This window comes from Phenylobacterium ferrooxidans (assembly GCF_042714595.1).
In the GTDB taxonomy this organism is placed as follows: Bacteria; Pseudomonadota; Alphaproteobacteria; order Caulobacterales; family Caulobacteraceae; genus Phenylobacterium; species Phenylobacterium ferrooxidans.
In genome coordinates this window covers 51752-76436 of sequence record NZ_JAOTJD010000022.1, presented here as the reverse complement: position 1 = coordinate 76436, position 24685 = coordinate 51752, and the positions used below count along the sequence as shown (strand labels likewise).

Annotated in this window: 18 protein-coding genes and 1 pseudogene; 11 read left to right on the top strand and 8 right to left on the bottom strand. The window is 69.0% G+C overall.

Annotation, left to right across the window (positions count from 1 at the left end):
* The 5 genes and pseudogenes from OCL97_RS12735 to OCL97_RS12715 form a co-directional block, all read left to right on the top strand.
* Positions 1-248, top strand: a pseudogene (locus OCL97_RS12735) (protein imuA); the annotation flags it as partial.
* The gene (locus OCL97_RS12730; protein ID WP_377370378.1) at positions 166-1686 is read left to right on the top strand and encodes a DUF6504 family protein; all 1521 of its coding nucleotides are present in this window, start codon (positions 166-168) and stop codon (positions 1684-1686) included. The pseudogene OCL97_RS12735 and the gene OCL97_RS12730, both read left to right, overlap by 83 nt.
* Positions 1683-4874 (top strand): error-prone DNA polymerase, encoded by a 3192-nt coding sequence (locus OCL97_RS12725; RefSeq protein ID WP_377370377.1) that lies wholly within the window; start codon positions 1683-1685, stop codon positions 4872-4874. Before OCL97_RS12730 ends, OCL97_RS12725 begins: the two co-directional genes overlap by 4 nt.
* A 95-nt stretch (positions 4875-4969) precedes the next feature.
* A complete protein-coding gene (locus OCL97_RS12720) occupies positions 4970-6463 on the top strand; it encodes a carboxylesterase/lipase family protein (RefSeq protein WP_377370376.1) in 1494 nt (497 codons plus the stop codon).
* Positions 6460-7740, top strand: coding sequence for a sulfatase family protein (locus OCL97_RS12715; RefSeq protein WP_377370375.1), 1281 nt, complete (start codon positions 6460-6462; stop codon positions 7738-7740). Before OCL97_RS12720 ends, OCL97_RS12715 begins: the two co-directional genes overlap by 4 nt.
* Positions 7741-7743: 3 nt before the next feature.
* Here the strand turns inward: OCL97_RS12715 and otsA are convergent, their stop codons facing one another.
* Both otsA and otsB read right to left on the bottom strand, forming a co-directional pair.
* Entirely contained in the window at positions 7744-9141 is a 1398-nt protein-coding gene (gene otsA / locus OCL97_RS12710; protein WP_377370374.1) for an alpha,alpha-trehalose-phosphate synthase (UDP-forming), read from the bottom strand.
* Positions 9138-9890: a trehalose-phosphatase gene (otsB, locus tag OCL97_RS12705; protein ID WP_377370373.1), complete on the bottom strand. Its 753-nt coding sequence runs from the start codon at positions 9888-9890 to the stop codon at positions 9138-9140. Before otsB ends, otsA begins: the two co-directional genes overlap by 4 nt.
* A 153-nt stretch (positions 9891-10043) precedes the next feature.
* Between otsB and zwf the strand changes: the two genes are divergently transcribed.
* A complete protein-coding gene (gene zwf / locus OCL97_RS12700) occupies positions 10044-11507 on the top strand; it encodes a glucose-6-phosphate dehydrogenase (protein WP_377370372.1) in 1464 nt (487 codons plus the stop codon).
* Here zwf and OCL97_RS12695 read toward each other — a convergent pair.
* The 3 genes from OCL97_RS12695 to OCL97_RS12685 all read right to left on the bottom strand — a co-directional run bounded on the left by OCL97_RS12695 (position 11504) and on the right by OCL97_RS12685 (position 14969).
* Positions 11504-12760 carry a DUF6438 domain-containing protein gene (locus tag OCL97_RS12695; protein WP_377370371.1) on the bottom strand — a complete coding sequence of 419 codons (1257 nt, stop codon included), beginning with the start codon at positions 12758-12760 and terminating at the stop codon, positions 11504-11506. The genes zwf and OCL97_RS12695 overlap by 4 nt on opposite strands.
* A 133-nt stretch (positions 12761-12893) precedes the next feature.
* Complete coding sequence (locus tag OCL97_RS12690; protein WP_305338918.1) at positions 12894-13121, bottom strand: DUF5961 family protein; 228 nt, start codon at positions 13119-13121, stop codon at positions 12894-12896.
* Positions 13122-13181: 60 nt separating this feature from the next.
* Positions 13182-14969: a glycoside hydrolase family 15 protein gene (locus OCL97_RS12685; RefSeq protein ID WP_377370370.1), complete on the bottom strand. Its 1788-nt coding sequence runs from the start codon at positions 14967-14969 to the stop codon at positions 13182-13184.
* Between the two features lie 127 nt (positions 14970-15096).
* Between OCL97_RS12685 and pyk the strand changes: the two genes are divergently transcribed.
* Positions 15097-16518, top strand: coding sequence for a pyruvate kinase (gene pyk, locus OCL97_RS12680; RefSeq protein ID WP_377370369.1), 1422 nt, complete (start codon positions 15097-15099; stop codon positions 16516-16518).
* A gap of 30 nt (positions 16519-16548) precedes the next feature.
* Here pyk and OCL97_RS12675 read toward each other — a convergent pair whose 3' ends face one another.
* Together OCL97_RS12675 and OCL97_RS12670 are read right to left on the bottom strand one after the other, a co-directional pair.
* On the bottom strand, positions 16549-18699 hold the full coding sequence (locus tag OCL97_RS12675) for an amylo-alpha-1,6-glucosidase (RefSeq protein WP_377370368.1): 2151 nt from the start codon (positions 18697-18699) through the stop codon (positions 16549-16551).
* Positions 18700-18710: 11 nt separating this feature from the next.
* Complete coding sequence (locus tag OCL97_RS12670) at positions 18711-19775, bottom strand: glycosyltransferase family 4 protein (RefSeq protein WP_377370367.1); 1065 nt, start codon at positions 19773-19775, stop codon at positions 18711-18713.
* 147 nt (positions 19776-19922) lie between these two features.
* Between OCL97_RS12670 and pgl the strand changes: the two genes are divergently transcribed.
* From pgl to eda, 4 genes are read left to right on the top strand one after another with little or no spacing between them, the layout of a single operon-like run.
* On the top strand, positions 19923-20597 hold the full coding sequence (gene pgl, locus OCL97_RS12665) for a 6-phosphogluconolactonase (RefSeq protein ID WP_377370366.1): 675 nt from the start codon (positions 19923-19925) through the stop codon (positions 20595-20597).
* Between the two features lie 17 nt (positions 20598-20614).
* The gene (edd, locus tag OCL97_RS12660; protein ID WP_304775198.1) at positions 20615-22429 is read left to right on the top strand and encodes a phosphogluconate dehydratase; all 1815 of its coding nucleotides are present in this window, start codon (positions 20615-20617) and stop codon (positions 22427-22429) included.
* Entirely contained in the window at positions 22426-23400 is a 975-nt protein-coding gene (gene glk / locus OCL97_RS12655; RefSeq protein ID WP_377370365.1) for a glucokinase, read from the top strand. Before edd ends, glk begins: the two co-directional genes overlap by 4 nt.
* On the top strand, positions 23397-24017 hold the full coding sequence (gene eda, locus OCL97_RS12650; RefSeq protein ID WP_377370364.1) for a bifunctional 4-hydroxy-2-oxoglutarate aldolase/2-dehydro-3-deoxy-phosphogluconate aldolase: 621 nt from the start codon (positions 23397-23399) through the stop codon (positions 24015-24017). Before glk ends, eda begins: the two co-directional genes overlap by 4 nt.
* Here the strand turns inward: eda and OCL97_RS12645 are convergent.
* Positions 24014-24655: a GNAT family N-acetyltransferase gene (locus OCL97_RS12645; protein WP_377370363.1), complete on the bottom strand. Its 642-nt coding sequence runs from the start codon at positions 24653-24655 to the stop codon at positions 24014-24016. The genes eda and OCL97_RS12645 overlap by 4 nt on opposite strands.
* Positions 24656-24685: the final 30 nt, after the last annotated feature.

Here is a 24685-nt window from a genome sequence, read left to right as displayed (position 1 = left end):
CCGCGGCCAGCCGCTGGCGGGTGACCCCCGCCGCCAGCGAGCCGGGACCGGGGGAATTTGGCCTGGGTCCCCCGCGCTGGGCGGTGACCCTGGAACGCTGCCGCGGCGGCCGTACCGGCGCCTGGCTGTTCGAGGCGGGCGACGCCTATACCCATGAGGCTTCTGATGGCACGCATCCTCTGCGCCTGGTCGCCCCTCTGGGCGATCTCCAACTGGCGCCGTCGCAACCCCTCCGCCGCGCCAGCTAGCCCGTTCGCGCTCATCGAGTCCGCCAAGGGCACGCGACGTCTGTCGGCCGTGGACCGGGCGGGCCGCAGGTTGGGCCTCTATGTGGGCCAGAAGGCCACCGATGCGGCGGCCATTGTTCCAGACCTTGTCACCGCCGAGGCCGAGCCGGAGGCCGACGCCCTGGCGCTGTCGGCCCTGGTGGACTGGTGTGTACGGTTCTCGCCGGCGGTCGCCGCCGACGAACCCGACGGCCTGTTCCTCGACATCAGCGGGGTCGACCACCTGTGGGGTGGGGAGGAGGCGCTGCTGGCCGATTTCCGCGCCCGGTTGATGGCCAATGGCCTGGCCTTCCGCGTCGCCATCGCCGACACCCCCGGCGCGGCCTGGGCGCTGGCCCACTATGGCGAGGACGGCGCCATCGCCCGGCCGGGCCAGCAGATCGGCCTGCTGGCGCCCCTGCCGCCGGCGGCCCTGCGGCTGGAGCCGGAGACCGCCGCCCAGATCGACCGCCTGGGGCTGAAGGCGCTGGCCCAGCTCTTCGACATCCCCCGCGCGCCGCTCGCCCGCCGCTTCGGGATCGAGACCCTGACCCGCATCGACCAGGCGCTGGGGCGTTCCAAGGAGGCCCTGACCTATCGCCGCCCCCCCAATCCCTGGTTCGCGCGCCTGGCCTTCGCCGAGCCGATCAGCGCGCCGGACGACATGGCCCGCGTCACCATCGACGTCGCCGCCAAGCTCTGCGCGCGGCTGGAGAAGGAAGGACAGGGCGCGCGGCGCTTCGAGCTCTGCTTCCACCGCCTGGATGGCTATGTGGCGCCGCTGACCATCGGCCTGTCCCTGGCCGGGCGCGACGCTACCCGCATCGCCAAGCTGTTCGCGCCGAAGCTGGAGACCGTCGATCCGGGCTTCGGGATCGAGGTGGTGACCCTGGAGGCCGCCGAGGTGGAGCCGGTGTCCGGCCGCCAGGCCCGCCTCGACAGTCTGATCGAGGCCGGCGGCGCCGAGGGCCTCGCGCCCCTCATCGACCGGCTCACCAACCGGCTGGGTGAGGACCGGGTCTGGAGGGCGCGTCCGGTGGAGAGCCACGTCCCCGAACAGTCCGCCGCGCCGGGCGCGCCCATGGCCCCGCCGCTGGCCGGATGGGACCCGGAACGTCCCCGGCCCCTGCGCCTGTTCAGCCGGCCCGAGCCCCTGGAACTGGTGATGGCTCCGATCCCCGATGACCCGCCGGTGCAGTTCCGCTGGCGCGGCCAGATGCACCGGGTGCGCCGCGCCGAGGGGCCCGAGCGGATCGGCGAGGAATGGTGGCGCGACGCCATCGAGGACGCCCGCACCACGCACATCCGCGACTATTACCGGGTGGAGGACGAGGCCGGCGCCCGCTTCTGGTTGTTCCGCGCCGGCATCTACGCCCCGGGCGTGGAGGCCAGGTGGTGGCTGCACGGGCTGTTCGCATGACCCGCTATGTCGAGCTGCAGACCACCACCAACTTCTCCTTCCTGCGGGGCGCGTCGCACCCGCACGAACTGGTGGAGACGGGCGCGGCCCTGGGCCTCGACGCCATCGGCGTCGTCGATCGCAACAGCCTGGCCGGTGTGGTGCGCGCCTGGTCGGCGGTGAAGGACCTGGGGAAGCACACGACGTTCCGCGCCTTCACCGGCTGTCGTCTCGATTTCGCCGACGGGACGCCAAGCCTGCTCTGCTACCCCTCCGACCGCGAGGCTTATGGCCGGCTGACCCGCCTGCTCACCGCCGGCCAGCGGCGCTGCCTCAAGGGCGAGTGCGAACTGCACTGGGAAGACTATCTCCAGCACGCCGAGGGCCAGCTCACCCTGGTGGTTGCGCCGCTTCGCCTGGACGCCGAATTCGAGGCCAAGCTGGTGATGATCGCCCAGTCCCTGCGAGGCTCGGTCTGGCTGGCGGCGTCGCGGCCCTATGGCGCGCGGGATCTGCACCGCCTTTCGAAGCTGGCGGCCCTGGCCCAGAGCAGCGGCGCCCCGATGGTGGCCACCAACGACGTCCTCTACCACGGCCCCGAACGCCGGGCCCTGCAGGACGTGGTCACCTGCATCCGCGAGACCTGCACCATCCACGAGGCCGGCCTGCGCCTGGAGGCCAACGCCGAGCGGCACCTGAAGAGCCCCGAGGAGATGGCCCGTCTGTTCGCCAGGTTCCCCGGGGCGGTGGAGCGCAGCGTCGAGATCGCCGGGCGGATCAAGTTCGATCTTTCCGATCTCAGCTACGAGTATCCCGACGAGCCGGTGCCGCCGGGCAAGACCGCGATCCAGCATCTCCGCGACCTGGCCTGGGCGGGGGCTGAGTGGCGGTTCGCGGGGGGCATGGGAGAAAAGGAGCGCGCGACGATCCAGCACGAGCTCGACCTGATCGAGAAGCTGGGCTTCGCCAACTACTTCCTTACCGTCCACGACATCGTCGCCTGGGCCCGCAGCCAGGACATCCTCTGCCAGGGGCGCGGATCGGCCGCCAATTCCTGTGTCTGCTTCTGCCTGGGGATCACGGCGGTGGACCCCACCAAGGACGACCAGGACCTGCTGTTCTCCCGCTTCATCTCCGAAAAGCGCGGCGAGCCGCCCGACATTGATGTCGATTTCGAACATGAGCGCCGGGAGGAGGTGATGCAGTACGTCTATCGCCGCTACACCCGCGAGCGGGCCGCCATCGTCGCCACGGTCATCCACTACCGTCCCCGCATGGCCATCCGCCAGGTGGGCAAGGCGCTGGGCCTGACCGAAGACGTCACCGCCGCCCTGTCTGGCACCGTCTGGGGCAGTTGGGGCGACATGACCGCCGATGAGCACATCCGCCAGACGGGGCTGGATCCCGACAATCCCGAAATCCGCCGGGCTACGGCGCTCGGCCAGGAACTGCTGAAGTTCCCGCGCCACCTGTCGCAGCATGTCGGCGGCTATGTGCTCACCAAGCGTCGGCTGGACGAGACCGTGCCGATCGGCAACGCCGCCATGGCTGACCGCACCTTCATCGAATGGGACAAGGACGACATCGACGCCATAGGCCTGATGAAGGTCGATATCCTGGCGCTCGGCATGCTGACCGCCCTGAAGCGCAGCTTCGACATGCTGCCGCCCCTGGAGGACGGAACCGTCATCAGCGACATCGCCCACATCCCGCAGGAGGCGCCCGAGGTCTATGACATGCTCTGCAAGGCCGACTCCGTGGGGGTTTTCCAGGTGGAGAGCCGGGCCCAGATGTCGATGCTGCCGAGACTGCGGCCTCGCAAGTTCTACGACCTGGTGATCGAGGTCGCCATCGTCCGGCCGGGTCCCATCCAGGGCAACATGGTCCATCCCTATCTGAAGCGCCGCGCCGACCCGAGCCAGGTCAGCTATCCGCGACCCTCGGAGGGGTTCGACCAGAAGGAGATGGAGCGGATTCTCAAGAAGACCCTGGGGGTGCCGCTCTTCCAGGAACAGGCCATGCGGATCGCTATCGAGGGCGCCAATTTCAGTGACACCGCCGCCGACGGCCTGCGCCGGGCCATGGCCACCTTCCGACACCACGGCAATGTCGGGGAATACGGCGAGAAGTTCATCGCCGGCATGCTGGCCAAGGGCTACGACGAGGAATTCACCAACAACTGCTTCGGACAGATCGAGGGTTTCGGCTCCTACGGCTTCCCGGAAAGCCACGCCATCAGCTTTGCTCTGCTGGTCTACGCCTCGGCCTGGGTGAAGTGCTTCTGGCCCGACGCCTTCTGCGCCTCCCTGCTCAACAGCCAGCCCATGGGCTTCTACCAGCCGGCCCAGCTGGTCCGCGACGCCCGCGAGCATGGGGTGGAGGTGCGCGCGCCCGACGTTATGGCCAGCGACTGGGACTGCACCCTGGAGCCGCTGGCAGGCCAGCGCCTGCGCGCCGTGCGCCTGGGCCTGCGGCAGATCAAGGGCCTCAAGGAAGACGACGGGAAGTCATTGATGAAGATGCGCGCCGCCGGCGTCTGCACGCTCGAGGCCTTCGCGCGCGGCCTGTCGCGACGCGCCATGGAGCTGCTGGCCGAGGCCGACGCCTTCGCCGGGATGGGCCTGAGCCGCCGCCAGGCCCTGTGGGCGGTCAAGGGGCTGCTGGGGGAGACCAGGGTCGAGATCGAGGCCCCGCTGCTGGCCGCGATGGATCGCTCGGAGGCGCCGGTCGAGCTGCCCCTGATGAGCCTGCCCATGAACGTCACCGAGGACTACCGCACCACGCGCCTGTCCCTGAAGGCCCACCCTTGCGAATTCTTCCGGGGGGAACTGAGCCAGGCCGGCGCGGTCCCGGCGGCGGCGCTGAAGCATATGCGCGACCGGCGCTGGACCTCGGTGGGGGGAATCGTCCTGGTGCGCCAGCGGCCGGGCACCGCCAAGGGGGTGGTGTTCATGACCCTGGAGGACGAGAGCGGGATCGCCAATATCGTCATCTGGAAGGACGCCTTCGAGGCCAACCGCCGGCTGGTGATGACCGCCACCCTGCTGCAGGTCCACGGCCAGCTGCAGATCGAGAGCGACGTGGTCCACCTGGTGGCCAAGAGCTTCACCGACCTCTCCCACCTCACCGCCCGCCTGCGCGACGAGGGGCCGGCGGCGGATTCCGGACGCAAGGCTGGGGGCCTGATCCACAGCCGCGATTTCCACTAGAGCGTGGTCTTGACCCGGGTCCCTGGCCGGCGAATGGTTCGGCCCGACATTTTAAGATGGCCCACCGCATTTCAGGCCGCCCGGGGACGAAACCCATGAAGCTCGCCGTGTTTTCCACGATCCTGGCGCTCGTCGCCGCCCCGGCCTTGGCGCAGTCGGTCAAGGCGACCGTGGAAGGCGGCGTGATGGTCGGAACCGAAACCCCGACCGCGGCCATCTACCGGAACATTCCCTATGCCGCCCCACCCATCGGGCCCCTGCGCTGGGCGCCGCCCGCCAGGGTGTTTCCCTGGGCCGGCGAGCGGGACGGGACCAAGGCTGGGGTCTCCTGCATGCAGACCATGCGCGCCGACGGCGCTCCCAACTCCGGCAGCGCCAATGGGCCGATGAGCGAGGATTGCCTGCAGCTCAACGTCTTCGCGCCCAAGGGGACCAGGAAGGCGCCGGTGATGGTCTGGCTGCACGGCGGCTCGCACCGCTATGGCGCCGGCTGGATCTATGACGGCTCCAACTTCGCCCGCGACGGGGTGGTGCTGGTGGCCATCAACTACCGCCTGGGCCCGCTGGGCTACTTCGCCCACCCGGCCCTGACCCAGCAGGCCGGCGCAGGGATGGTTGGCAACTATGGCTTGATGGATCAGATCGCCGCCCTCGAATGGGTGAAGCGCAACATCAGGACCTTCGGCGGCGACCCCGCCAATGTCACCGTCTTCGGCGAGAGCGCCGGGGGCGCCAGCACGCTCGCCCTGTTGGCCGCGCCGAGGTCCAAGGGCCTCTACAAGAAGGCGGTCGTGCAATCGGGCGGCGGCTGGGGCGCTCCCACGACCCTCGCCGACAAGGAGGCCGAGGGGGTGAAGGCCGCCGCCGCGCTGGGTCTGACGGCCCCCACCGCCGATCAGCTTCGCGCCGTTCCCGCCGCCGATCTCATCGCCAAGGCGCAGGGCGATTTCGGGCCCTTCGTCGATGGCCGGCTGATGAAGCAGACCCCGGCCCAGGCCTTCGCCGCGGGCCGCGCCAACGATGTGCCCCTGATCATCGGCTCCAATTCCGGCGAGGACTCCTTGATGAGCGAGTTCGGCCTGGGCGCGGCGGCTGTCGGCAAGGCCCTGCCGCAGGCCGTGCGTACGGTCTATGCCCAAGAGGCCGCTCAGAGCGATGAGGTCCTGGGCCGCGCGGTGTTCACTGACCGGGCCTTCGGCGCGCCGGCGCGCTGGACGGCCGCCAAGGCCGCCAAGGGCAAGCCCGCCTGGCTCTACCACTTCTCCTATGTGGGTTCGCGCTTCCGACCGATGGTCACGCGGGCCTTCCACGCCGCGGAGATCCAGTACGTCTTCGAGTACTGGGGCCGCCGCACGCCGCTGAGCATGATCAAGCCTGACGACCAGGCCATGGCGACGCTGATGCACGGCTGCTGGGTGGCCTTCGCCAAGACCGGCAAGCCCGATTGCGCCGGCTGGCCGGCCTATGATCCCAAGTCCGACCAGCTGATGGAGTTCGGCGCCCCGAGCGGTGTCCGCACCAACTTCCGCAAGTCCCGCCTGGACGCCCAGGAGGCCGCCGCCCTGCCGACCCTGGAGCTGGCGAAATGACCGGCCGCCAGCCCAACTTCATCGTCATCCTGGCCGACGACCTCGGCTATGGCGACCTCGGCTGCGATGGCGGCACCATCATCCGCACGCCGTACCTGGACCAGATGGCCGCGCAAGGGGTGCGGTTCACCGACTTCTACGCCTCGGCCAATGTCTGCACCCCGTCGCGGGCCGGCCTGCTCACCGGCCGCTACGCGATCCGTTCAGGGCTGGCCCACGAGGTGATCCAGCCCGCCGACACCACCGGCCTGCCGCTCAGCGAGATCACCATCCCCAAGGCGCTCGGCGACGCCTACGCCACCGCCCTGATCGGCAAGTGGCACCTGGGCCATGTGGCGCCTTACTGGCCGCCGACCGTCCATGGCTTCGACCGCTTCTACGGCCTGCCCTACAGCCACGACATGAAGCCGCTGGCGCTCTATGCGGGCGAGGGGGCCGCGGTCGAGGTCATCGAGCCGAAGCCCGATTTCGCCAAGCTGACCCAGACCTTCTTCGAGCAGACGATCGCCTTCGTGGAGGAGAACCGCGACCGGCCCTTCTTCGCCCTGGTCACCCTGACCGCCCCGCACATCCCGCTGAAGCCCAATCCCGACGACCTCACCGGCTCCCCCGGCGGCGCCTATGGCGAGGTGGTGGAGGAGATCGACCTCAATGTCGGGCGCCTGTTGGCCAGGCTGAACGCGCTCGGCCTCGACGAAGACACCCTGGTCATCTTCACCTCTGACAACGGCCCCTGGTTCGAGGGGTCATCGGGCCCCTTCCGCGACCGCAAGGGCGGCTCGGCCTGGGACGGAGGCTTCCGGGTGCCCTTTATCGCCCGTCAGCCGGGGACCCTGCCGGCCGGGCTCGTCACCGACGCGCTCTCCAGCAACCTCGATATCCTGCCCACCGTTCTAGCCATGGCGGGGATCGCGGTTCCCGCCAACCGCGAGCTGGACGGCGCCGACCTCAGCGCGGTGATGACCCGTGGCGCGGCCTCGCCGAACGAGCAGATCGTGCTGTTCGACAACACCCATGTCGCGGCCGTCCGCACCGCGCGCTGGAAGTATGTGGTGCGTTCCTACTACCGGACCTACGACGTGCCGCTGGACCGCTATCCCCTGCTGTTCGACATGGGGTCCGACCCCGGCGAGAATTACAGCGTGGCGTCCCTGCATCCCCAGGCGCTGGCCGACATGACCGCCCGGGTGGCCGCGGCCCGTGCGAAATACGGTCCCATTGGCCAGGCCTTCCCGCCTCACGTCGCGCCCGCCAGCGCCGCCGACCATCCAGACTGAGGTTCAGCTGGCCAGGGCGGTGTGGGTTTCCCTCACGTCGGACAGGGCGCCGACATAGGCGTCGCGCCAGGCGTTGACGTCCTCGCGGGTGACGTTTTCGAACATCTCCGCCCAGCGCGCGACACGCTCGGATAGGTCCATGGCCAGGGCCCGCTTCAGGGCCTCGGCAATCTCTTCCGGACTGTTGGGATTGACCATCAGCGCCTGCTTCAACTGGTCGGCGGCGCCGGCGAACCGCGACAGGATGAGCACTCCGGGGTCGTCGGGATTCTGCGCGGCTACGAACTCCTTGGCCACCAGGTTCATGCCATCGCGCAGCGGCGTCACCAGCGCCACCCGGGCGGCGCGGTAGACCCCGGCCAGCTCGTCGCGCCGGTAGGTCTTGTTCACGTAACGCACCGGGTTCCAGTCGATGTCGGCATACTCACCGTTGATGCGACCCGACAGGGAATCCAGGCGTGCGCGGATCTCCTGATAGGCCTCGACGCCTTCGCGGCTCACCGGGGCGATCTGCAGGAACAGCACCTCGCGGCGGACGTCGGGGTTGTGGGCCAGGAAGTGCTCGAAACCGGCGAGCCGCTCCTCCAGACCCTTGGAATAGTCCAGCCTGTCGACGCCGATGATCAGGCTGCGGAAGGCGGTGTGGGCCATCATCACGTTGTAGGTGCGCCAGGCCCGCTCGCTCTTGGCCATCTCGGCGAACTCCGCGGCGTCGACCCCGATGGGGAAGGCGCCCACCTTCACGGTGCGGCCGAAGGCGCGCAGGTCCGACCCCACCATCACCCCCTTGGCCTCGGTGAGCACATATTCCTCGAAGGCCTGGCGGTAGTCCGCGGTCTGGAAGCCCACCAGGTCGTAGTCGAACAGCGACTGCACCAGCTTCTGGTGCCCGGGCAGGGTGACCATCAGCTGGTGGGCGGGCCACGGGATGTGCAGGTAGAAGCCGATGCGGTTTTTCACCCCCAGCTTCCGAAGCTCCCGGGCCAGGGGGATCAGGTGGTAGTCGTGCACCCAGATCAGGTCGTCGGGCTCGATCAGCGGGGCCAGTGTCTCGGCGAAGCGCTGGTTCACCCGCTCATAGCCCTCGCCATAGGACCGGTCATAGGCGGTCAGGTCCTGGCGATAGTGGAACAGGGGCCACAGGGTCTTGTTGGCGTAGCCGTTGTAATACTCGTTGAGGTCGGTTTCCTCGAGATCAAGCGTGGCCACGGTCACGCCGTCGCAGCGCTCCACGTTCAGTTCGCCGGTGAACTTGTCGGTGGTCTTGCCGCTCCAGCCGAACCAGAGGCCGGAATATTCCCGCAGCGCCGCCGACAGGGCCATGGCCAGGCCGCCGACCGTCTCGTCGCCCTTGCCGGTCGGGGCGTTGACCCTGTTTGAAACGACGATCAGCCGGCTCATCGCGCGGCCTCCAGCCAGGCCAGGGCGGCTGCCACGTCGTCCAAGCGCAGTTGCGCTGCGGTGGGACGCGCAGGGCCCACCAACACGCCGAACCCGCCCAGCCGGCGCGCGGCCGCGAAGCCGTCCTCGTCGGTGAGATCGTCCCCCAGGAAGATCGGCGTCGCGCCGTTGAAGGGGGCGAGGGCCAGGAAGGCCTCGACACTGTCGCCCTTGGTGGGGCCCGGCGTGCGCAATTCCATCACCATGTCGCCGGGTTGCACGGCGAGGCCCGTGAGGGCGGCGACCCTTTCGGCCTCGGCCCGGGCGGCCTGGCCGTGCTCGGGGTCGCCGCGATAGTGCAGCGTCGCGGAGAGCAGTTTGTCCTCCACCAGCATGCCTGGATGGTCGGCGGCGAACAGCCGCAAGGCGGCGACGGCCTGGGGCAGGGCGGGGTGCGGTTCGGTCTGGGTGACCGCGCCGTCGGCGCCGCGGAGCACCAGGCCATGTACAGCCGCCACAGCCGGCACACGGCCCTCCAGGATGCGATCGATGTCTGCAAGGGTGCGGCCGCTGACTACGGCGAGGCGACCCTCAAGCCTGCCCATCAAATTTTCGAGTATGGCCGTCCTGCGCGGATCTGGCGCCACATCCTGCGGCAGCGCGGCGATCGGGGCGAGGGTGCCGTCAAGGTCCAGGAACAGGGCGGCGTTCGCCAGGGCCAGAGGCCCGGGCGGCGCGTTAGGTCGGAAATCCAGTTCAGTCACAGTCATCAAGAACACATAGCCCCGGTCACGCGAGCAGGAACGCTCACGGTCACGGTTCGATCCTTTGTTGGCTTAGAGAACGAATGAGCGGGCTTGACGTTGCGGGGGCGAACGCCGCTATGCGCGGTTTGCATCTGAAGGTTCGCGAAAGGTGACGCGATGGCGCAATCCCCCACGGCCGACGTGATCGTCCTGTTCGGCGGCACGGGCGACCTTGCCCAGAGGATGCTCTTCCCGTCGCTCTACTTCCTCGACGCCGATGGATTTCTCGCCGACGACTTCCGCGTCATCGCCACGGCCCGGGCCGATATGACCACCCAGGCCTTCGCCGATCAGGTGCATGACGCGGTGAAGATCCGCGCCGGCGCCGTCGACGCCAAGGTGTGGAAGCGGTTCGCCGCCCGGCTTGACTATGTCGGCGGCGACGCCACCAAGCCGGCGGGCATGGCCGCGCTGAAAAGGGCGATGGGAGCCGCCAAGACGCCGATCTTCTTCCTGGCCCTGTCTCCCAGCCTCTTCGCCCCGGTCTGCGCGGCCCTGGGCGAGGCTGGCCTCGGAGGCTCCGACGCCCGCATCGTTCTCGAAAAGCCCATCGGCCGGGACCTGGAGAGTTCCAAGGTCATCAATGACGCGGTGGGCGCGGTCTTCCCGGAACAGTGCGTGTTCCGCATCGACCACTATCTGGGCAAGGAGACGGTGCAGAACCTGATCGCCCTGCGCTTCGCCAACACCCTCTTCGAGCCGCTGTGGAATAACCTCACCATCGACCACGTGCAGATCACCGTGGCGGAGACTGAAGGGGTCGGCGACCGCTGGCCCTATTATGACGAGTACGGCGCCCTGCGAGACATGGTGCAGAACCACATGCTCCAGCTTCTGTGCCTGGTGGCCATGGAGCCGCCTTCCGACATGGCGCCGGAGTCCCTTCGCAACGAGAAGGTCAAGGTGCTGAGGTCCCTGCGGCCGTTCACCCGGGCCGATGTGCAGTCGATCAGCGTGCGGGGCCAGTATACGCCGGGCGTGGTGGGCGGCGGGTCCGCCGCCGGCTACGAGGCCGAACGTGGCCAGGCCAGCAACACTGAGACCTTCGTCGCCCTGCGGGCCGATATCGACAACTGGCGCTGGGCGGGTGTGCCCTTCTTCCTGCGCACCGGCAAGCGCCTGCCCGAGCGCCGCACCCAGATCGCCATCCAGTTCAAGCCTGTGCCCCATTCGATCTTCGGCGATCACGCCAAGGCCGACCTGGTGGCCAACCGCCTGGTGATCGATCTGCAGCCGGACGAGGATATCGAGCTGACCCTGATGAACCAGGCCCCGGGCCTGACCCAGGGCGGGATGCGGCTGCAGTCCCTGCCGCTGTCCCTGTCCCTGCTCCGCGCCTATTCCGGGCCCAATGCGCGCCGGCGCATCGCCTATGAGCGGCTGCTGCTGGACGTCATGCACGGCAACGGCACGCTGTTCGTGCGCCGCGACGAGGTGGAGCAGGCCTGGACCTGGATCGATGGCATCGAGGCCGCCTGGGCCGACAGCGGCATGGTTCCCAAGCCCTACGCCGCCGGCAGCTGGGGCCCCGCCGGCGCCTTCGCCCTCATCGAGCGGTCCGAGCGGGCTTGGTACGACTAGTGTTTCACTCCGCGCCGGCCGAGTTCGTCGATCGTCTTGCGGAAGTTCTCGTGGATCGCGCCCTCAAGCACCGTGCCGCCATCGTTGGTCACGGTGATGTCCGCGCCGGCCTTGATCAAAGCGAGTGAGGCCTCGTCGTCATTGGCGGTCAGCAATGGCGTTCGGCCTTGCCCATCGCGCGCTTCGATATCGAGACCGGCCGCGAGTAACAGCTCCACGACCTCCGCGCCGGTCGCCAGATGAAGCGCGGTTGAGCCATTGCGGTCGCGTTTGCTTGGATCGGCTCCAGCCGCGATCAGTAGCCGCAGAACGCCCGGCACGTCGATCTGCGGAGGTCCGCCATAGAGCCGCGCCTCGCGGGCAAGGACGATCAGGGGCGCGCCGTTCTTGTCCGGAACGTTCGGGTTAGCACCCGACTTGAGGATTTCAGCCACGGTCGCGGGACTGCCGGCTTCGACGGCGTTGCGCAGGGCGATGTCCTTTTCGTCGGCTTGCGCCGACATTGCGCCGGCGTCGATCAAAGCGCGCGCCACCGATGCACGTCCGGCCCGGCTGGCCAGCTGGAGGCCCGTGGGCAAGGGCCACCGGGGGTCCCATTTCACACTGATCCTGCCGGTGGGCGGCGTCCCTTCGGCCAGCATCCCCAGCACGAAGGGTTCGGGCGCGGACTTCGCGGCCCTCGCCAAGATCGATGCGGCTTCGGGCGACCGGAAGTCAAAATGCTCTTCACGCAGGCTGACCAGTGTCTCGCTGTCGCCCCGAGCGAAACGGTTGCCGGCGACGCGATCGACGGCGTCCTCAAGAGCGGTAACGGCCTCGGGCATGCCAACCATCAGACCCATGTAGTCCGTCACCGTCTTGCTCTGGCCGCCGATGTGCAAGGTCAGCTTGTGCGAGGAGCCGTGGGTAGTCTGCGCGACATAGTCGTTGTTAAGTGACCAGAAGTCGGCCGAGCGGAACGCCTCCACCAGGCAGGCGACGCGCTCGGGTGGGATGCGGAAGGTATGATCGCCTCCAACGAGCGTCTGGGACCAGCCCTCGTAGCGCACCGTCCCGTCACCGCGCAGCTCGACGGCGTAGCTGGGGCAGGATCCGTTACACGGCGAGCGTTCAAGTTTGATCCGAACGGTTTCAAGCGCCCCTTGGGGGACGGGCACGTGCTTCAGCGGCGGCGGAGCCTCCTTGAGTGGCCCCGTCAGGGTATATGAAGCCGGCCCCTCGTCCGTCGGAGGCGGTGGATCGACGACCGCCATGCAGCCGACATCCATTGGAGCCGCCAGAAGGCTCGTCGCAAGAAGGCCGCCAAGCCACATCGTCCAGTCCCCGCGCTGTCAGGCGCGGATGTTAGAGGCGTACGGGAAGCGCACCAACTGCTTCCAATGCAGGCTAGCCGCAGGCCTCGGCCTCGCCCGACCCCAGGTCGATGCGGAAGCAGTGGCGCTCGCCGGTCTCGGTGTCGGTGACCACCACCTCGACGTCGCCGTCCTCGTCGGGCTGGGGGTGCCAGCGGTCGACAAACTCGAAGGCGGCGGTCTCGAAGTCGGGGCCCATTACGTCATAGGCGCGCTGCTGGCCTTCGGTGACGGCGCGGGCGGAGAAGTGGCGGTCGTTCATGGGGCGCTCCTGCGAGGGTCTAACGCCCCCGGCCGGAAAAGGATTCACTCAGCCAGCCGGTCACCGCACGCTGGTCCAGGGGCGGCTGAGCATGTTGGCGCAGTTGATCAGCCCCACCAGGGAGTAGGTCTGCGGGTAGTTGCCCCACAGCTCCGCCCCATCCAGGGTGATGTCCTCCGACAGCAGGCCCGCCGCCGTGCGGCGGCCCAGCATCTCCTCGAACAGCTCGCGCGCCTCCTCGGTGCGGCCCGACATGTGCAGCACCTCGATCAGCCAGAAGGTGCAGATGTTGAAGGCGGTCTTGGGCTCGCCGAAGTCGTCGGGAACGGCGTAGCGCAGCATGTAGGGGCCCCGCCGCAGGCCGTCCTCCACCGCCTTGATGGTGGCCGCCATGCGCGGGTCCTCGGGCGCCACGAAGCGCACGTCCACAAGCTGCAGCAGGGAGGCGTCCAGTTCGTCGCCGCCGAAGGTGGCGGCGAAGCGGCCGAGCGTCTCGTTGTAGGCTCTGGTCTCGATGGTCTCGCGCACCTTGGCCGCGCGGCCGTTCCAGAAGTCGGCGCGCTCCATTAGGCCCAGCTGCCGGGCCGCATTGCCCAGCCGGTCGCAGGCAGCCCAGCACATCACCGCCGAATAGGTGTGGACGTTCTCCCGGCCGCGGAACTCCCACAGCGAGGCGTCGGGCTGGTCGTGCAGTTCGAAGGCCCGATCCCCCACCGGCTCCAGGTCGCGGAAGTCCTCCACCGTGGCCGGCCGGAGCAGGCGCTGGTCGAAGAAGGCCTGGACGGTGGAGAGCACGATCTGGCCGTACACATCGTGCTGCAGATGCTCGTGCGCCTGGTTGCCCACCCGCACCGGCCCCATGCCGCGATAGCCCGGCAGGTGGTCGGCGAACCGCTCCACCAGGGACGGCTCCAGCCCGACGCCATACAACGGCTGCACATGGCCGCCCTGGGCGGTGTCGATGACGTTGCGCAGATAGACTAGGTAGTTTTCCAGCAGGTCCGCCGCGCCCAGCCTGTTCAGGGCCTGGACCACATAATAGGCGTCCCGCAGCCAGCAGTAGCGATAGTCCCAGTTGCGCTGACTGCCCTCGTGCTCGGGGATCGAGGTGGTCAGGGCCGCGACGATCGCGCCGGTCTCCTCATGGGCGCAAAGCTTCAGGGTGATGGCGGCGCGGATCACCGCCTCCTGCCATTCCAGGGGCACCGACAGGGTCCTCACCCAGGAGCGCCAGTAGTGGGTGGTCTCGGTCAGCATCCGCTCGGTGGTGGCGGCCACGTCGGCGTCGAACCCCTCGTCGGGGCCGAGGAACATGCAGAACGGCTCCTCCAGCCGGAACAGCCGCTCGTCGCGGATGTGCGAAACCGACGCCTCAGTGGTCAGCCGCAGGGTCATCTCGCCGCCCACATAGCGCAGGTGGTTGGAGCCGGTGGTGATCGTCGCAGGCGCCTCGCCCCAGTTCACCATCGGCCGCATGCGCACCCGGATGCGGGGCGTGCCGCTCACCGGACGGATCTTCCGCACGAAGGCCATGGGCCGGTAGACCCGCCCGAACTGCCGGTAGCGCGGGGCGAAATCGATGATCTCCACCACGGCGCCGGACTTGTCGGTGATCTCGGTGATCAGGATCGGGGTGTTGCGGACATAGTGCTGGCGGACGCTGGCCATGTCATCGACTTCGATCGACCAGAAGCCCTGTTCCTCTGACTTCTCCCCCGACAGCAAGGCGCAGAAGGCCGGATCACCGTCCACGCGCGGTGTGCAGGCCCAGACGAATCGCCCGGAACGGTCGATAAGGGCGCTGGCCGCGCAGTTGCCGATGGGAAACAGGTCGAGAGTCTGGGTCATATGCTCCGAATCCTCGACCTTTGTGTTCGATTCGCGACGGACCCGCTTCAGTTGCGCCCTGACCGCATGGTGGTCTTTTGATAAGCATCGAACTGTTCGACGCAACGCGATTTGGCAGGCTGACCAGATGATCCGCGCCCGACGCGCCCGCATTGTTGCGACCCTTGGCCCCGCCAGCCGCGACGCCGTTCAGATCCGGGCGCTCGCGGAAGCCGGCGCCGACGTGTTCCGTGTGAATTTCAGCCACGGCGGCCACAAGGACCACGCCCGCACGATCGCCAATGTCCGCGCCGTGGAGGCCCTGGTGGGCCGTCCCCTGGCCGTGCTGGCCGACCTGCAGGGCCCCAAGCTGCGGCTGGGTGAATTCGCCGACGGTCGGGTGCGGCTGAAGGTGGGGCAGGACTTTCGCCTGGACCGCGACACCGCCGCGGGCGACGCCTCCCGCGTCTGCGTCCCCCATGCCGAGATCTTCGCGGCCCTGAAGCCCGGCGCCGACATCCTGCTGGACGACGGCAAGGTGCGGCTGAAGGTCGGCAAGTGCGGCCCCGACTTCGCCGACACTGTCGTGGTGGCGGGCGAGGCGCTCTCCGACCACAAGGGCCTGAACCTGCCGGGCCTGGCCATCCCCATCCCGGCCCTGACCCCCAAGGACCTGGAGGACCTCAACTTCGCACTCTCCCAGGGGGTCGACTGGGTGGCGCTATCCTTCGTGCAGCGCGCCTCCGACATGGCCGAGCTGCGCCAGATCGTGCAGGGCCGCGCCGGCGTCCTGGCCAAGATCGAGAAGCCCGCAGCCCTGGAGGCCCTCGACGAGATCCTCGACCTCTGCGAGGCGGTCATGGTGGCGCGCGGGGACCTGGGCGTCGAACTGAACCCGGAAGACGTGCCGGTGGTGCAGAAATCCCTGATCCGCGCGGCGCGGACACGGGGGATACCGGTGATCGTCGCCACCCAGATGCTGGAGAGCATGATCTCCGCCCCCACCCCCACCCGCGCCGAGGCCTCCGACGTGGCGGGCGCGGTCTATGAGGGCGCCGACGCCGTCATGCTCTCGGCCGAGACCGCGGCCGGCCAGTATCCGGTGGAGGCGGTGACCATCATGGACCGCATCATCACCCGGGTGGAGCGCGACCCGCGCTGGCCCGAGCTGATGCGCGCCGAATATCCGGTGGAGGACGCCGACGCCGACGCCCTGGTGGCCGCCGCCCGTCGCGCCGCCGAGGCCGCTTCCACCGCCTGTCTGGTGGCCTTCACCACCACCGGCCAGACGGCTCTGCGCCTGTCGCGGGAACGCCCGCTTCAGCCGACCCTGGCGCTCACCACCCGTCTGACCACCGCGCGCCGGCTGGCCCTGGCCTGGGGCGTGGAATCTCGGGTTGTCGATGAGATTTCCGATCCCGAGGATCTGGCCCGGGTGGCGGTCGCTGTCGCCACCGAGATGGGCCTTGCGCCCCCCGGCCATCGGGTCCTGATCCTGGCGGGCCTGCCCATGGGCTCGCCCGGCGCGGCCAATATCCTGCGGCTGGCCCATACGCCGATCAAGCGCTGAGATTTAGTTCAAGCTTGAACTACTCCTGTTTCAGCAAATCCTGACCGGCACCAGGCTGTGGCCCCGGGCCTGCACCACGATCTTGCCGCCAATCCGTTCGAACAGCAGGTCCACCTTCTCGCCGCCCACCCGCAGGCCGTCCACCGCCAGGACGTCGATGCCGATGGGCAGGCGCGGGTCGATGATCTCCACACCGCCGCCAGCGCCGTTCACGCCTATCCCCAGGCAGGCCTGCAGCATCATGAACACCGACCCTGCCGCCCAGGCCTGGGGCAGGCAGGCCACCGGATAGTTCACCGGCGGCTCGCCAGCGTTGCGGCCAAAGCCGCAGAACAGCTCCGGCAACCGCATCTCGAAGCTGGCGGCGGTCTCGAACAGGCCCGAGGTCAGGTTGACCACCCCGTCACGCTCCCCATAGCGCGACAGGCCCATGGCGCAGACCGCAGTGTCATGCGGCCAGACCGAGCCGTTGTGATAGCTCATCGGATTATAGCGGGCCTCGCCGGTGGCCAGGGTGCGCACCCCCCAGCCTGAATCGAACCGCGCTGACAGCAGCTGTTCCGTCACCTTGGCGGCGCGCTCCGGTGACGGCAGGCCGCAGAACAGCAGGTGGCCGGGATTGGAGGTTCGCGTGCGGCACAGGACGCCGTCGCCGTCGATGGCGATGCCATAGAACTGCTGGTCCTCCATCCAGAAGCGGTCCTCCACCGTCTCCCGGATGTGCTCGGCCCGTTCGCTCCAACGCGTCTGGCTGACGAGATCCTCCCGCTGGCCGGCGAGCCGCGCCATGGCCTTGTAGGCGGCGAAGGCGTAGCCCTGCACCTCCACCAGGGCGATCGGCCCGTTCGGGAACCGGCCGTCAGCGTGGAAGACGCTGTCCTGGCTGTCCTTCCAGCCCTGGTTGGCCAGGCCGCTCTCCTGGCCTCGGGCATAGTCGATCAGCCCGTCGCCATTGGTGTCGCCGAAGTGCTCCATCCAGGCTGTGGCAGCCTTCAGAGCCGGCCACAGGTCGTCGATCAAGGCCATGTCGCCGGTTCGCTCGGCATAGGCTCCGGCCAGGGCGACGAACAGCGGCGTGGTGTCGACCCCTCCGTAATAACGGCCGAAGGGCACCTCGCCCAAGGCCGGCATTTCACCCTTTCGGGTCTCATGCATGATCTTGCCGGGCGCGGAGTCGCGGAAGGCGGAAATCTCCTCGGCCTGGTGAGCTGCGAGGTAGGTGAGGACGCCCTTGGCGAGGGAGGGCTCAAACCACAGGATTTGCCACGCGGTGATGATGGCGTCGCGACCAAAGGCGGTGGAGAACCACGGAATGCCCGCATAGGGGTAGGGCCCGGTCTCCATGCGCGTCGTGAGCAGGGCCAGGTCGGCCCTCGACTTTTCCAGCCACTCATTGAACAGGCGGCCCGAACTGCGCATCCGCGCTCCGTGCCGGCGCCGGGCGCGCATGTCCCAGCGAGCGCGCGCCGCGCCGTCGCGGAATCGCTCGCGGCTGGGTGTCGGCGCCTCGGTCGAGCCGATCTCGAGGTAGAGCTCCAGCCGCCCTTCGGGCGCCAGGGAGTACATGAAGTCCGCCCGGCCCGGTGTCAGCCGGCCGGGCGGATCGGAGAAGGCGACGACGCTGGCGCGCTCAATCTGGTCCAGGCCGACATAGGTGAAGCGCACCCGGCGCCCGTCGAGCACCGGAGGCAGCATGTGGCCGCGCCGGGCCCGCGTCATGCCGCGCACCTCAAACATGTCCTGGAAGTCGGCGCCGAACTCGATGGACAGCGGCAACAGCACCACGTCGCGGCTGTAGTTGGTGCAGGTGATCCGTTCGTAAAGCCGCTCCTCCCACAGGAAGCGCTTGCGCTCCAGGTGCAGCACGCCCGGCGGTCCCATAGGCCCGCCCGGATAGGGCAGGGCCTGGTTGGCGCCATTGAACGTGAAGAACACATTGTCCTGCGCGATGGCCGCCGACAGCAGCGACGGCGGCTTGTCGCCCAGAAGGACGCGGAACCGCGACAGGATGCGCGTGTCGTTGTGGAACAGGCCGTCCCCGGCCCCCAGGATGTCGCCATAGGAATCGGCCACCACGAAGGTGTCCTTGTCCTTCAGGGCATGCAGCCGATGCGGGGTGCGGGGCTCGACCGACTCGCCATGTTCGACCGGGGCTCCTGGCGCCGGTGCGAGATCGTCCATCTGTTCTTGCCTCAGGCGGTTGCGGCGACGGCGAAGGCCTGGCTGAGCGGCGCGCCCAGCCGGGCGTAGAGGTTGAGATAGCGCCGCGCCATCGCTGTCGCGGAGTACTTCAGCTCGAACTGGCGGCGCACCTCCCGGCGGTCCAGATTGGCGGCCTGGCGGGCCGCATCCACGGCTTCCCCGTCGGTGCGCACGATGAAGCCCGTGACACCGTGCTCGATCACCTCGGGCACGGAGCCGCAGGCAAACGCCACAACCGGCGTGCCGCAGGCCATCGCCTCGATCATCACCAAGCCAAAGGGTTCGGGCCAGTCGATGGGAAACAGCAGGGCGTCGGCGCCGCCCAGGAACTCCGACTTGTGGGCGTCGCCGATCTCGCCCACGAACTCGATCAGCGGATCGCCCAGGATCAAGGGTTCAATCTTGTCATGGAAGTAGCGCAAGTCGGCGGCGTCCACCTTGGCGGCGATCTTGAGGGTCTTGCCCAGCCGCTTGGCGATGGCGATGGCGCGGTCGGGGCGCTTCTCCGGCGAGATCCGGCCCAGGAAGGCGAGGTAGCCATCAGACCGTTCGTGGAACTCGTAGATGTCGGCGGTCATGCCGTGGTGGACGGTGCCCGCCCAGTTGGCCGAGGCCAGGGGGCGGCGCTGGTCATCGCTGATGGAGACCAGGGGGTATTGCGGCCACCTGTCATAGACCCCCTGCAGGTCCTTCAGGTCCAGCCGCCCGTGCAGGGTGGTGACGGTCTTGCCGGCCATGGCCTCGAAGAAGGGGAAGTGGATCATGTCGGTATGGAAGTGGATCACATCGAAGTCGTCGGCCCGGCGGCGCACCTCCGACAGCATCGACATATGGGCGGCCAGGTCGCTCTTGAGATGGGCCGGGTCCAGGCGGATCGCCTGATCGCGGACGGTGACGAGCTTGGCCTTGGTCCGCGCATCGGCGCTGGCGAACAGGGTCACGTCGTGGCCCAGGTCCACAAGCGCGTCGGTGAGGTGGGAGACCACGCGCTCTGTGCCGCCGTAAAACCGCGGAGGCACAGCTTCATACAGAGGCGGAACCTGGGCGATCCTCATGGCGGCAATCCTTGGACTGTGGCGAGTGTCATCGCTTGGCGGCGCGAACGCGTGCGCCATGGCATAGCTCCCGAGATCGCGAGAAAGTTCCGCAGCGGGACGCAGATTTTCTGATCCGTCCGGGCCGCGCCGCGTTATGGGCGGGAGATGATCGAAACCTTCGCAGACGAGGCCGTCCTGGCCGCCGCCGCGGCCGCCGCGGCGGCCGACGTCCTGAGGGCGGGCCTGGCCCTTCGCGGCCACGCCACCCTGATCGGCACCGGAGGCCGGTCGCCCGCGCCGGTCTATGACGCTCTGCGGGAGATCGACCTCGATTGGGGCCGGGTCACGGTCAGCCTTTCCGATGACCGGTTCCTGCCGATGACGTCGCCGGACTCCAATGAGCGCCTGGTCCGTGAGCGCCTGCTGCAGGGCCGGGCTGCGGCCGCCACCTTCCTGTCCCTCTACGCCAACACTCCCAGCCCCGAGGCGGCGGCCGACATCGCCGAACCCCAGCTCCGCGCGCTCGCCCCCTTCGACATGCTGTTCCTGGGGATGGGCGAGGATGGCCACGTCGCCTCTCTGATTCCCGGCAGTCCGGTGATGGAAGCCGGTCTGGACCCTGCCGGCGGCCGCTTCGTCATCGGCGTTCCGGCCGGCGTCGGCTCGCCGCCGGTGGCCCGCATCAGCCTCACCTTGCCGGCCTTGCTGGCGGCCCGCTCGGCCCTGGTGCTGATCCGCGGCGCGGCGAAGCGCGACATCGTCGAGCACGGCTCGGGACTGCCCGTGCACGCCTTCCTCAAACAGTCTAAAGCGCCTGTGCGCGTCCTCTGGACGCCGTAGGTCTAGGAGCACTCCCCATGCATCCGGTCACCGCCGCCGTCACCGCGCGCATCGTCGAGCGCAGCCGCGAGGCCCGCGCCGACTACCTGGCGAGAATGGAGGCTGCGCGCCACGCCGGTCCCGGCCGCGCCAAGCTGTCCTGCGCCAACTGGGCCCATGCCTTCGCCGCCTCCCCGGAGGGCGACAAGCAGCGGATGCGCAATCCCAGCGCGCCGAACGTGGCCATCGTCTCGGCCTACAACGACATGCTCTCGGCCCATCAGCCGCTGGAGCGCTTCCCTGAGATCATCAAGGCCGCGGCGGAAACCGTGGGGGCCACGGCCCAGTTCGCCGGCGGCGTTCCGGCCATGTGCGATGGGGTCACCCAGGGCCGTCCGGGCATGGAGCTGTCGCTGTTCAGCCGCGACGTGATCGCCATGTCCACCGCCGTGGCTCTCACCCACGACGCCTTCGACGCGGCCCTGATGCTGGGCATCTGCGACAAGATCGTGCCCGGCCTGACCATCGGCGCCCTGGCTTTCGGCCACCTGCCGGTGATTTTCGTCCCCGGCGGGCCCATGACCACCGGGGCCTCGAACGCCGACAAGGCCCGGGTCCGTGGCCTCTATGCCGAGGGCAAGGCCACCCGCGACGAGTTGCTGGACATGGAGATGAGGTCCTATCACGGCCCCGGCACCTGCACCTTCTACGGCACCGCCAACTCCAACCAGATGATGATGGAGATGATGGGCCTGCACCTGCCTGGCGCGGCCTTTGTCACCCCCAACACGCCCCTGCGCGATGCGCTCACCGCCCACGCTCCCCTGCGCGCCATCGAGATCGCCGACGGGACCAACGCCTATGCGCCGATGTCGGCGGTGGTGGATGAGAAGTCCATCGTCAACGCCATCGTCGGCCTGCTGGCCACCGGCGGTTCGACGAACCACACCCTGCACATCGTCGCCATGGCGAGGGCCGCCGGGGTCATCGTCGACTGGACCGACTTCGACGAACTGTCGCGGGTCACCCCGCTGATGGCGCGGGTCTATCCGAACGGCAGCGAGGACGTGAACGCCTTCCACGCCGCCGGCGGCATGGCCTATGTGGTTCGCGAGCTGCTGGACGCGGGATTGGCCCACGAGGACGTGGTCACCGTCGCTGGGGAGGGCCTGCGCCGCTACCAGCAGGAGCCCTTCCTGCAGGACGGCAAGCTGGTCTGGCGCGAAGGTCCCACCACGTCCCTCAATCTCGACATCCTGCGGCCCGCCAGTGATCCGTTCCAGCCCGAGGGCGGGATGCGCCTGCTGGCCGGCGGGCTTGGCCGCGCGGTCATCAAGACCTCGGCGGTGAAGGACGAGCACTTGATCATCGAGGCCCCGGCGATCGTCTTCGACGATCAGGACGACCTGCTGGAGGCCCACAAGAACGGCGAACTGAACCGCGACTTCGTCGCCGTGGTCCGCTTCCAGGGTCCCCAGGCCAACGGCATGCCCGAGCTGCACAGCCTGACCCCGGTGCTCGGCGTGCTCCTGGACAAGGGGTTCAAGGTGGCCCTGGTCACCGACGGCCGTATGTCCGGCGCCTCGGGCAAGGTGCCCGCCGCGATCCACGTCTCGCCGGAGGCGGGCCTTGGCGGCCCCCTGGCCTATGTGCGCACCGGCGACAGGGTGCGCCTCGACGCCCATGCGGGCGTGCTGGAGATCCTCGTTGATCCGGCCGAGCTTACCGCGCGACCACGGGCCCCCAAGCCCGCCGCCGGCTTCGGCTACGGCCGTGAGCTCTTCGGCGCCATGCGCCGCGCCGCCGGACCCGCCGAGGCCGGCGCCTGCACCCTGTTCGGGGACGTCGCATGAAAACAAGCTACACAGGCCTCGTCGGCGACGTCGGCGGCACGAACGCACGTCTCGCCCTGGTGGACGACGCCGGTCACATTCGCCATCCGAAGACCTATCCCGCCGCCGACTTCGGCTCCCTGGGCGAGGTGATCGGCCAGTACCTGGACACCACGGTTGGTCGTCGTTGTCCGCCGCGCGCCGTCCTGGCGGTGGCGGGGCCGGTGGTGGACGGCGAGATCGAGTTCACCAACCTCGCCTGGCGGATTTCCGAGGGCGAGCTGGTGGGGACCTTCGCCTTCGAGGCGGCCCGGCTGATCAACGACTTCGCCGCCCAGGCCATGGCCGCCCCGGCCCTGAGCGCCGACGATCTCAAGCCTCTGGGGCCGGTGATGAAGGGCGCCGAGGGCGCGCCGCTCGTGGTCCTGGGCGCCGGGACCGGCTTCGGGGTTGCGGGGCTCGCCCGTTCGGAGCGGGGCGACGTGCCCATCGCCACCGAAGGCGGCCACGCCGCCTTCGCCCCCCATGACGAGCTGGAGGCCCAGGTGCTGGAGCGCCTGCGCAAGATCCACGGGCGGGTCTCCATCGAGCGGGTCCTGTCTGGCCGCGGCATGTTCCAGCTCTACAAGGCCCTGGGAGATATCCGTGGCGTCGAGACCGGCCTGGCGGATGAGAAGGCGGTGTTCGCCGCTGGCCAGGCGGGCGATCCGCTCTGCGCCGAGACCCTGGACCGCTTCTGCGGCATCCTCGGTTCGGTGGCCGGCGACCTGGCCCTGACCTTCGGCGCCCGCGCCGGGGTCTATGTCTCGGGCGGCATCGCGCCGCGCATGGTGGACCGCCTCAACAGCGGTGAGTTCCGCCGCCGGTTCGAAGACAAGGGCCGGCTTTCCGACTATACCCGCGACATCCCCACCTCCCTGATCGTCCATCCCTACGCAGCGCTGGTGGGCTCGGCCCGGGCGCTGAAACAGTTGGAAGGAAACCGGCTTTGACCCTGCAGGACATCCTCAAGCTCGCCCCGGTCGTCCCGGTCCTGATCATCGAGGAAGAGGCCCACGCCGTCCCCCTGGCCAAGGCCCTGGTGGCGGGCGGGCTCTACGCCCTGGAGGTCACCCTGCGCACACCGGCCGCCCTTGAAGCCATCCGCCGCATCGCCGGTGAGGTCGAGGGCGCGGTGGTGGGCGCCGGCACCATCACCACCGCCTCGGCCCGGCAGTCCGTGGCCGATGCGGGCGCGAAGTTCGGCGTCAGCCCCGGCCTGATCGAGGGCGAGGGCTTCGACGGCCCCGTGCCCCTGCTTCCCGGGATCGCCACCGCCACCGAACTGATGTGGGGCCTTCGGGCCGGCTACACCCACTTCAAGCTCTTCCCCGCCAACATCGTCGGCGGCGTGGGCGCGCTCAAGGCCTTCGCCAGCCCCTTCCCCCAGGCCATGTTCTGCCCCACCGGGGGCGTCAGCCTGGAGAACGCCAACGACTACCTGGCCCAACCCAATGTCATCTGCGTCGGCGGTTCCTGGGTCGCGCCGATGGACGCCATACGCGCGGGAGACTGGGGCCGGATCACGGACTTGGCCCGCGCGGCCTCGCAGCTCGGCAAGGCGGCCTAGGCTTTCGCCAGCACCGTCGCCGTCACTTCGCGGCGGATCACGAAGCCCAGCGACTCATAGAGGCTGATCGCGCCCAGATTGCTGGCGTAGGAGTGCAGGAACGGCGTCTCGCCTCGGGCTGTGATCCGCCCCGCCACCACCCGCATCAGCCGCCCGGCGTAGCCGCGCCCGCGATGGTCGGGATGGGTGCAGACGCCGCTCACCTCGGTGAAGCCGTCGGGGCGCATCCGCTCGCCCGCCATGGCCACCAGCCGCCCGTCCTGCTTGATCCCCACGAAGGCGCCCAGCCGGTGGGTGGCCTCGAGGAACGGCCCCGGCTCGGTAAGGGTCGCCAGGGCCAGCATCTGCGGGGCGTCAGCCTCGGTCAGGTCCTCGAAGGCGAAGTCCGGATCGCCCGGCCTGGGGCGCTCGGCGACCATCTGGGCGCAGACGGCGGCCTTCCGCACCACGACGCCGGGCGGCGGAGTGAACGGCTCGGCCTCCACCACCCACAGGGTCCCATCCGCCGCGATCAGCTCGGCGAGCGCCGCCAGGTTCTCCGGAGACCCATCCGCCGCCGCGCCGAACACGTTGTAGCGCGGCTCGAAGCGCAGGGCCCTCTCATCGCCCAAGGCCAGGGCCCGCTGGCGGGTGCTCAACGTGCTCCACACCGGTCGATCCAGCGGGTG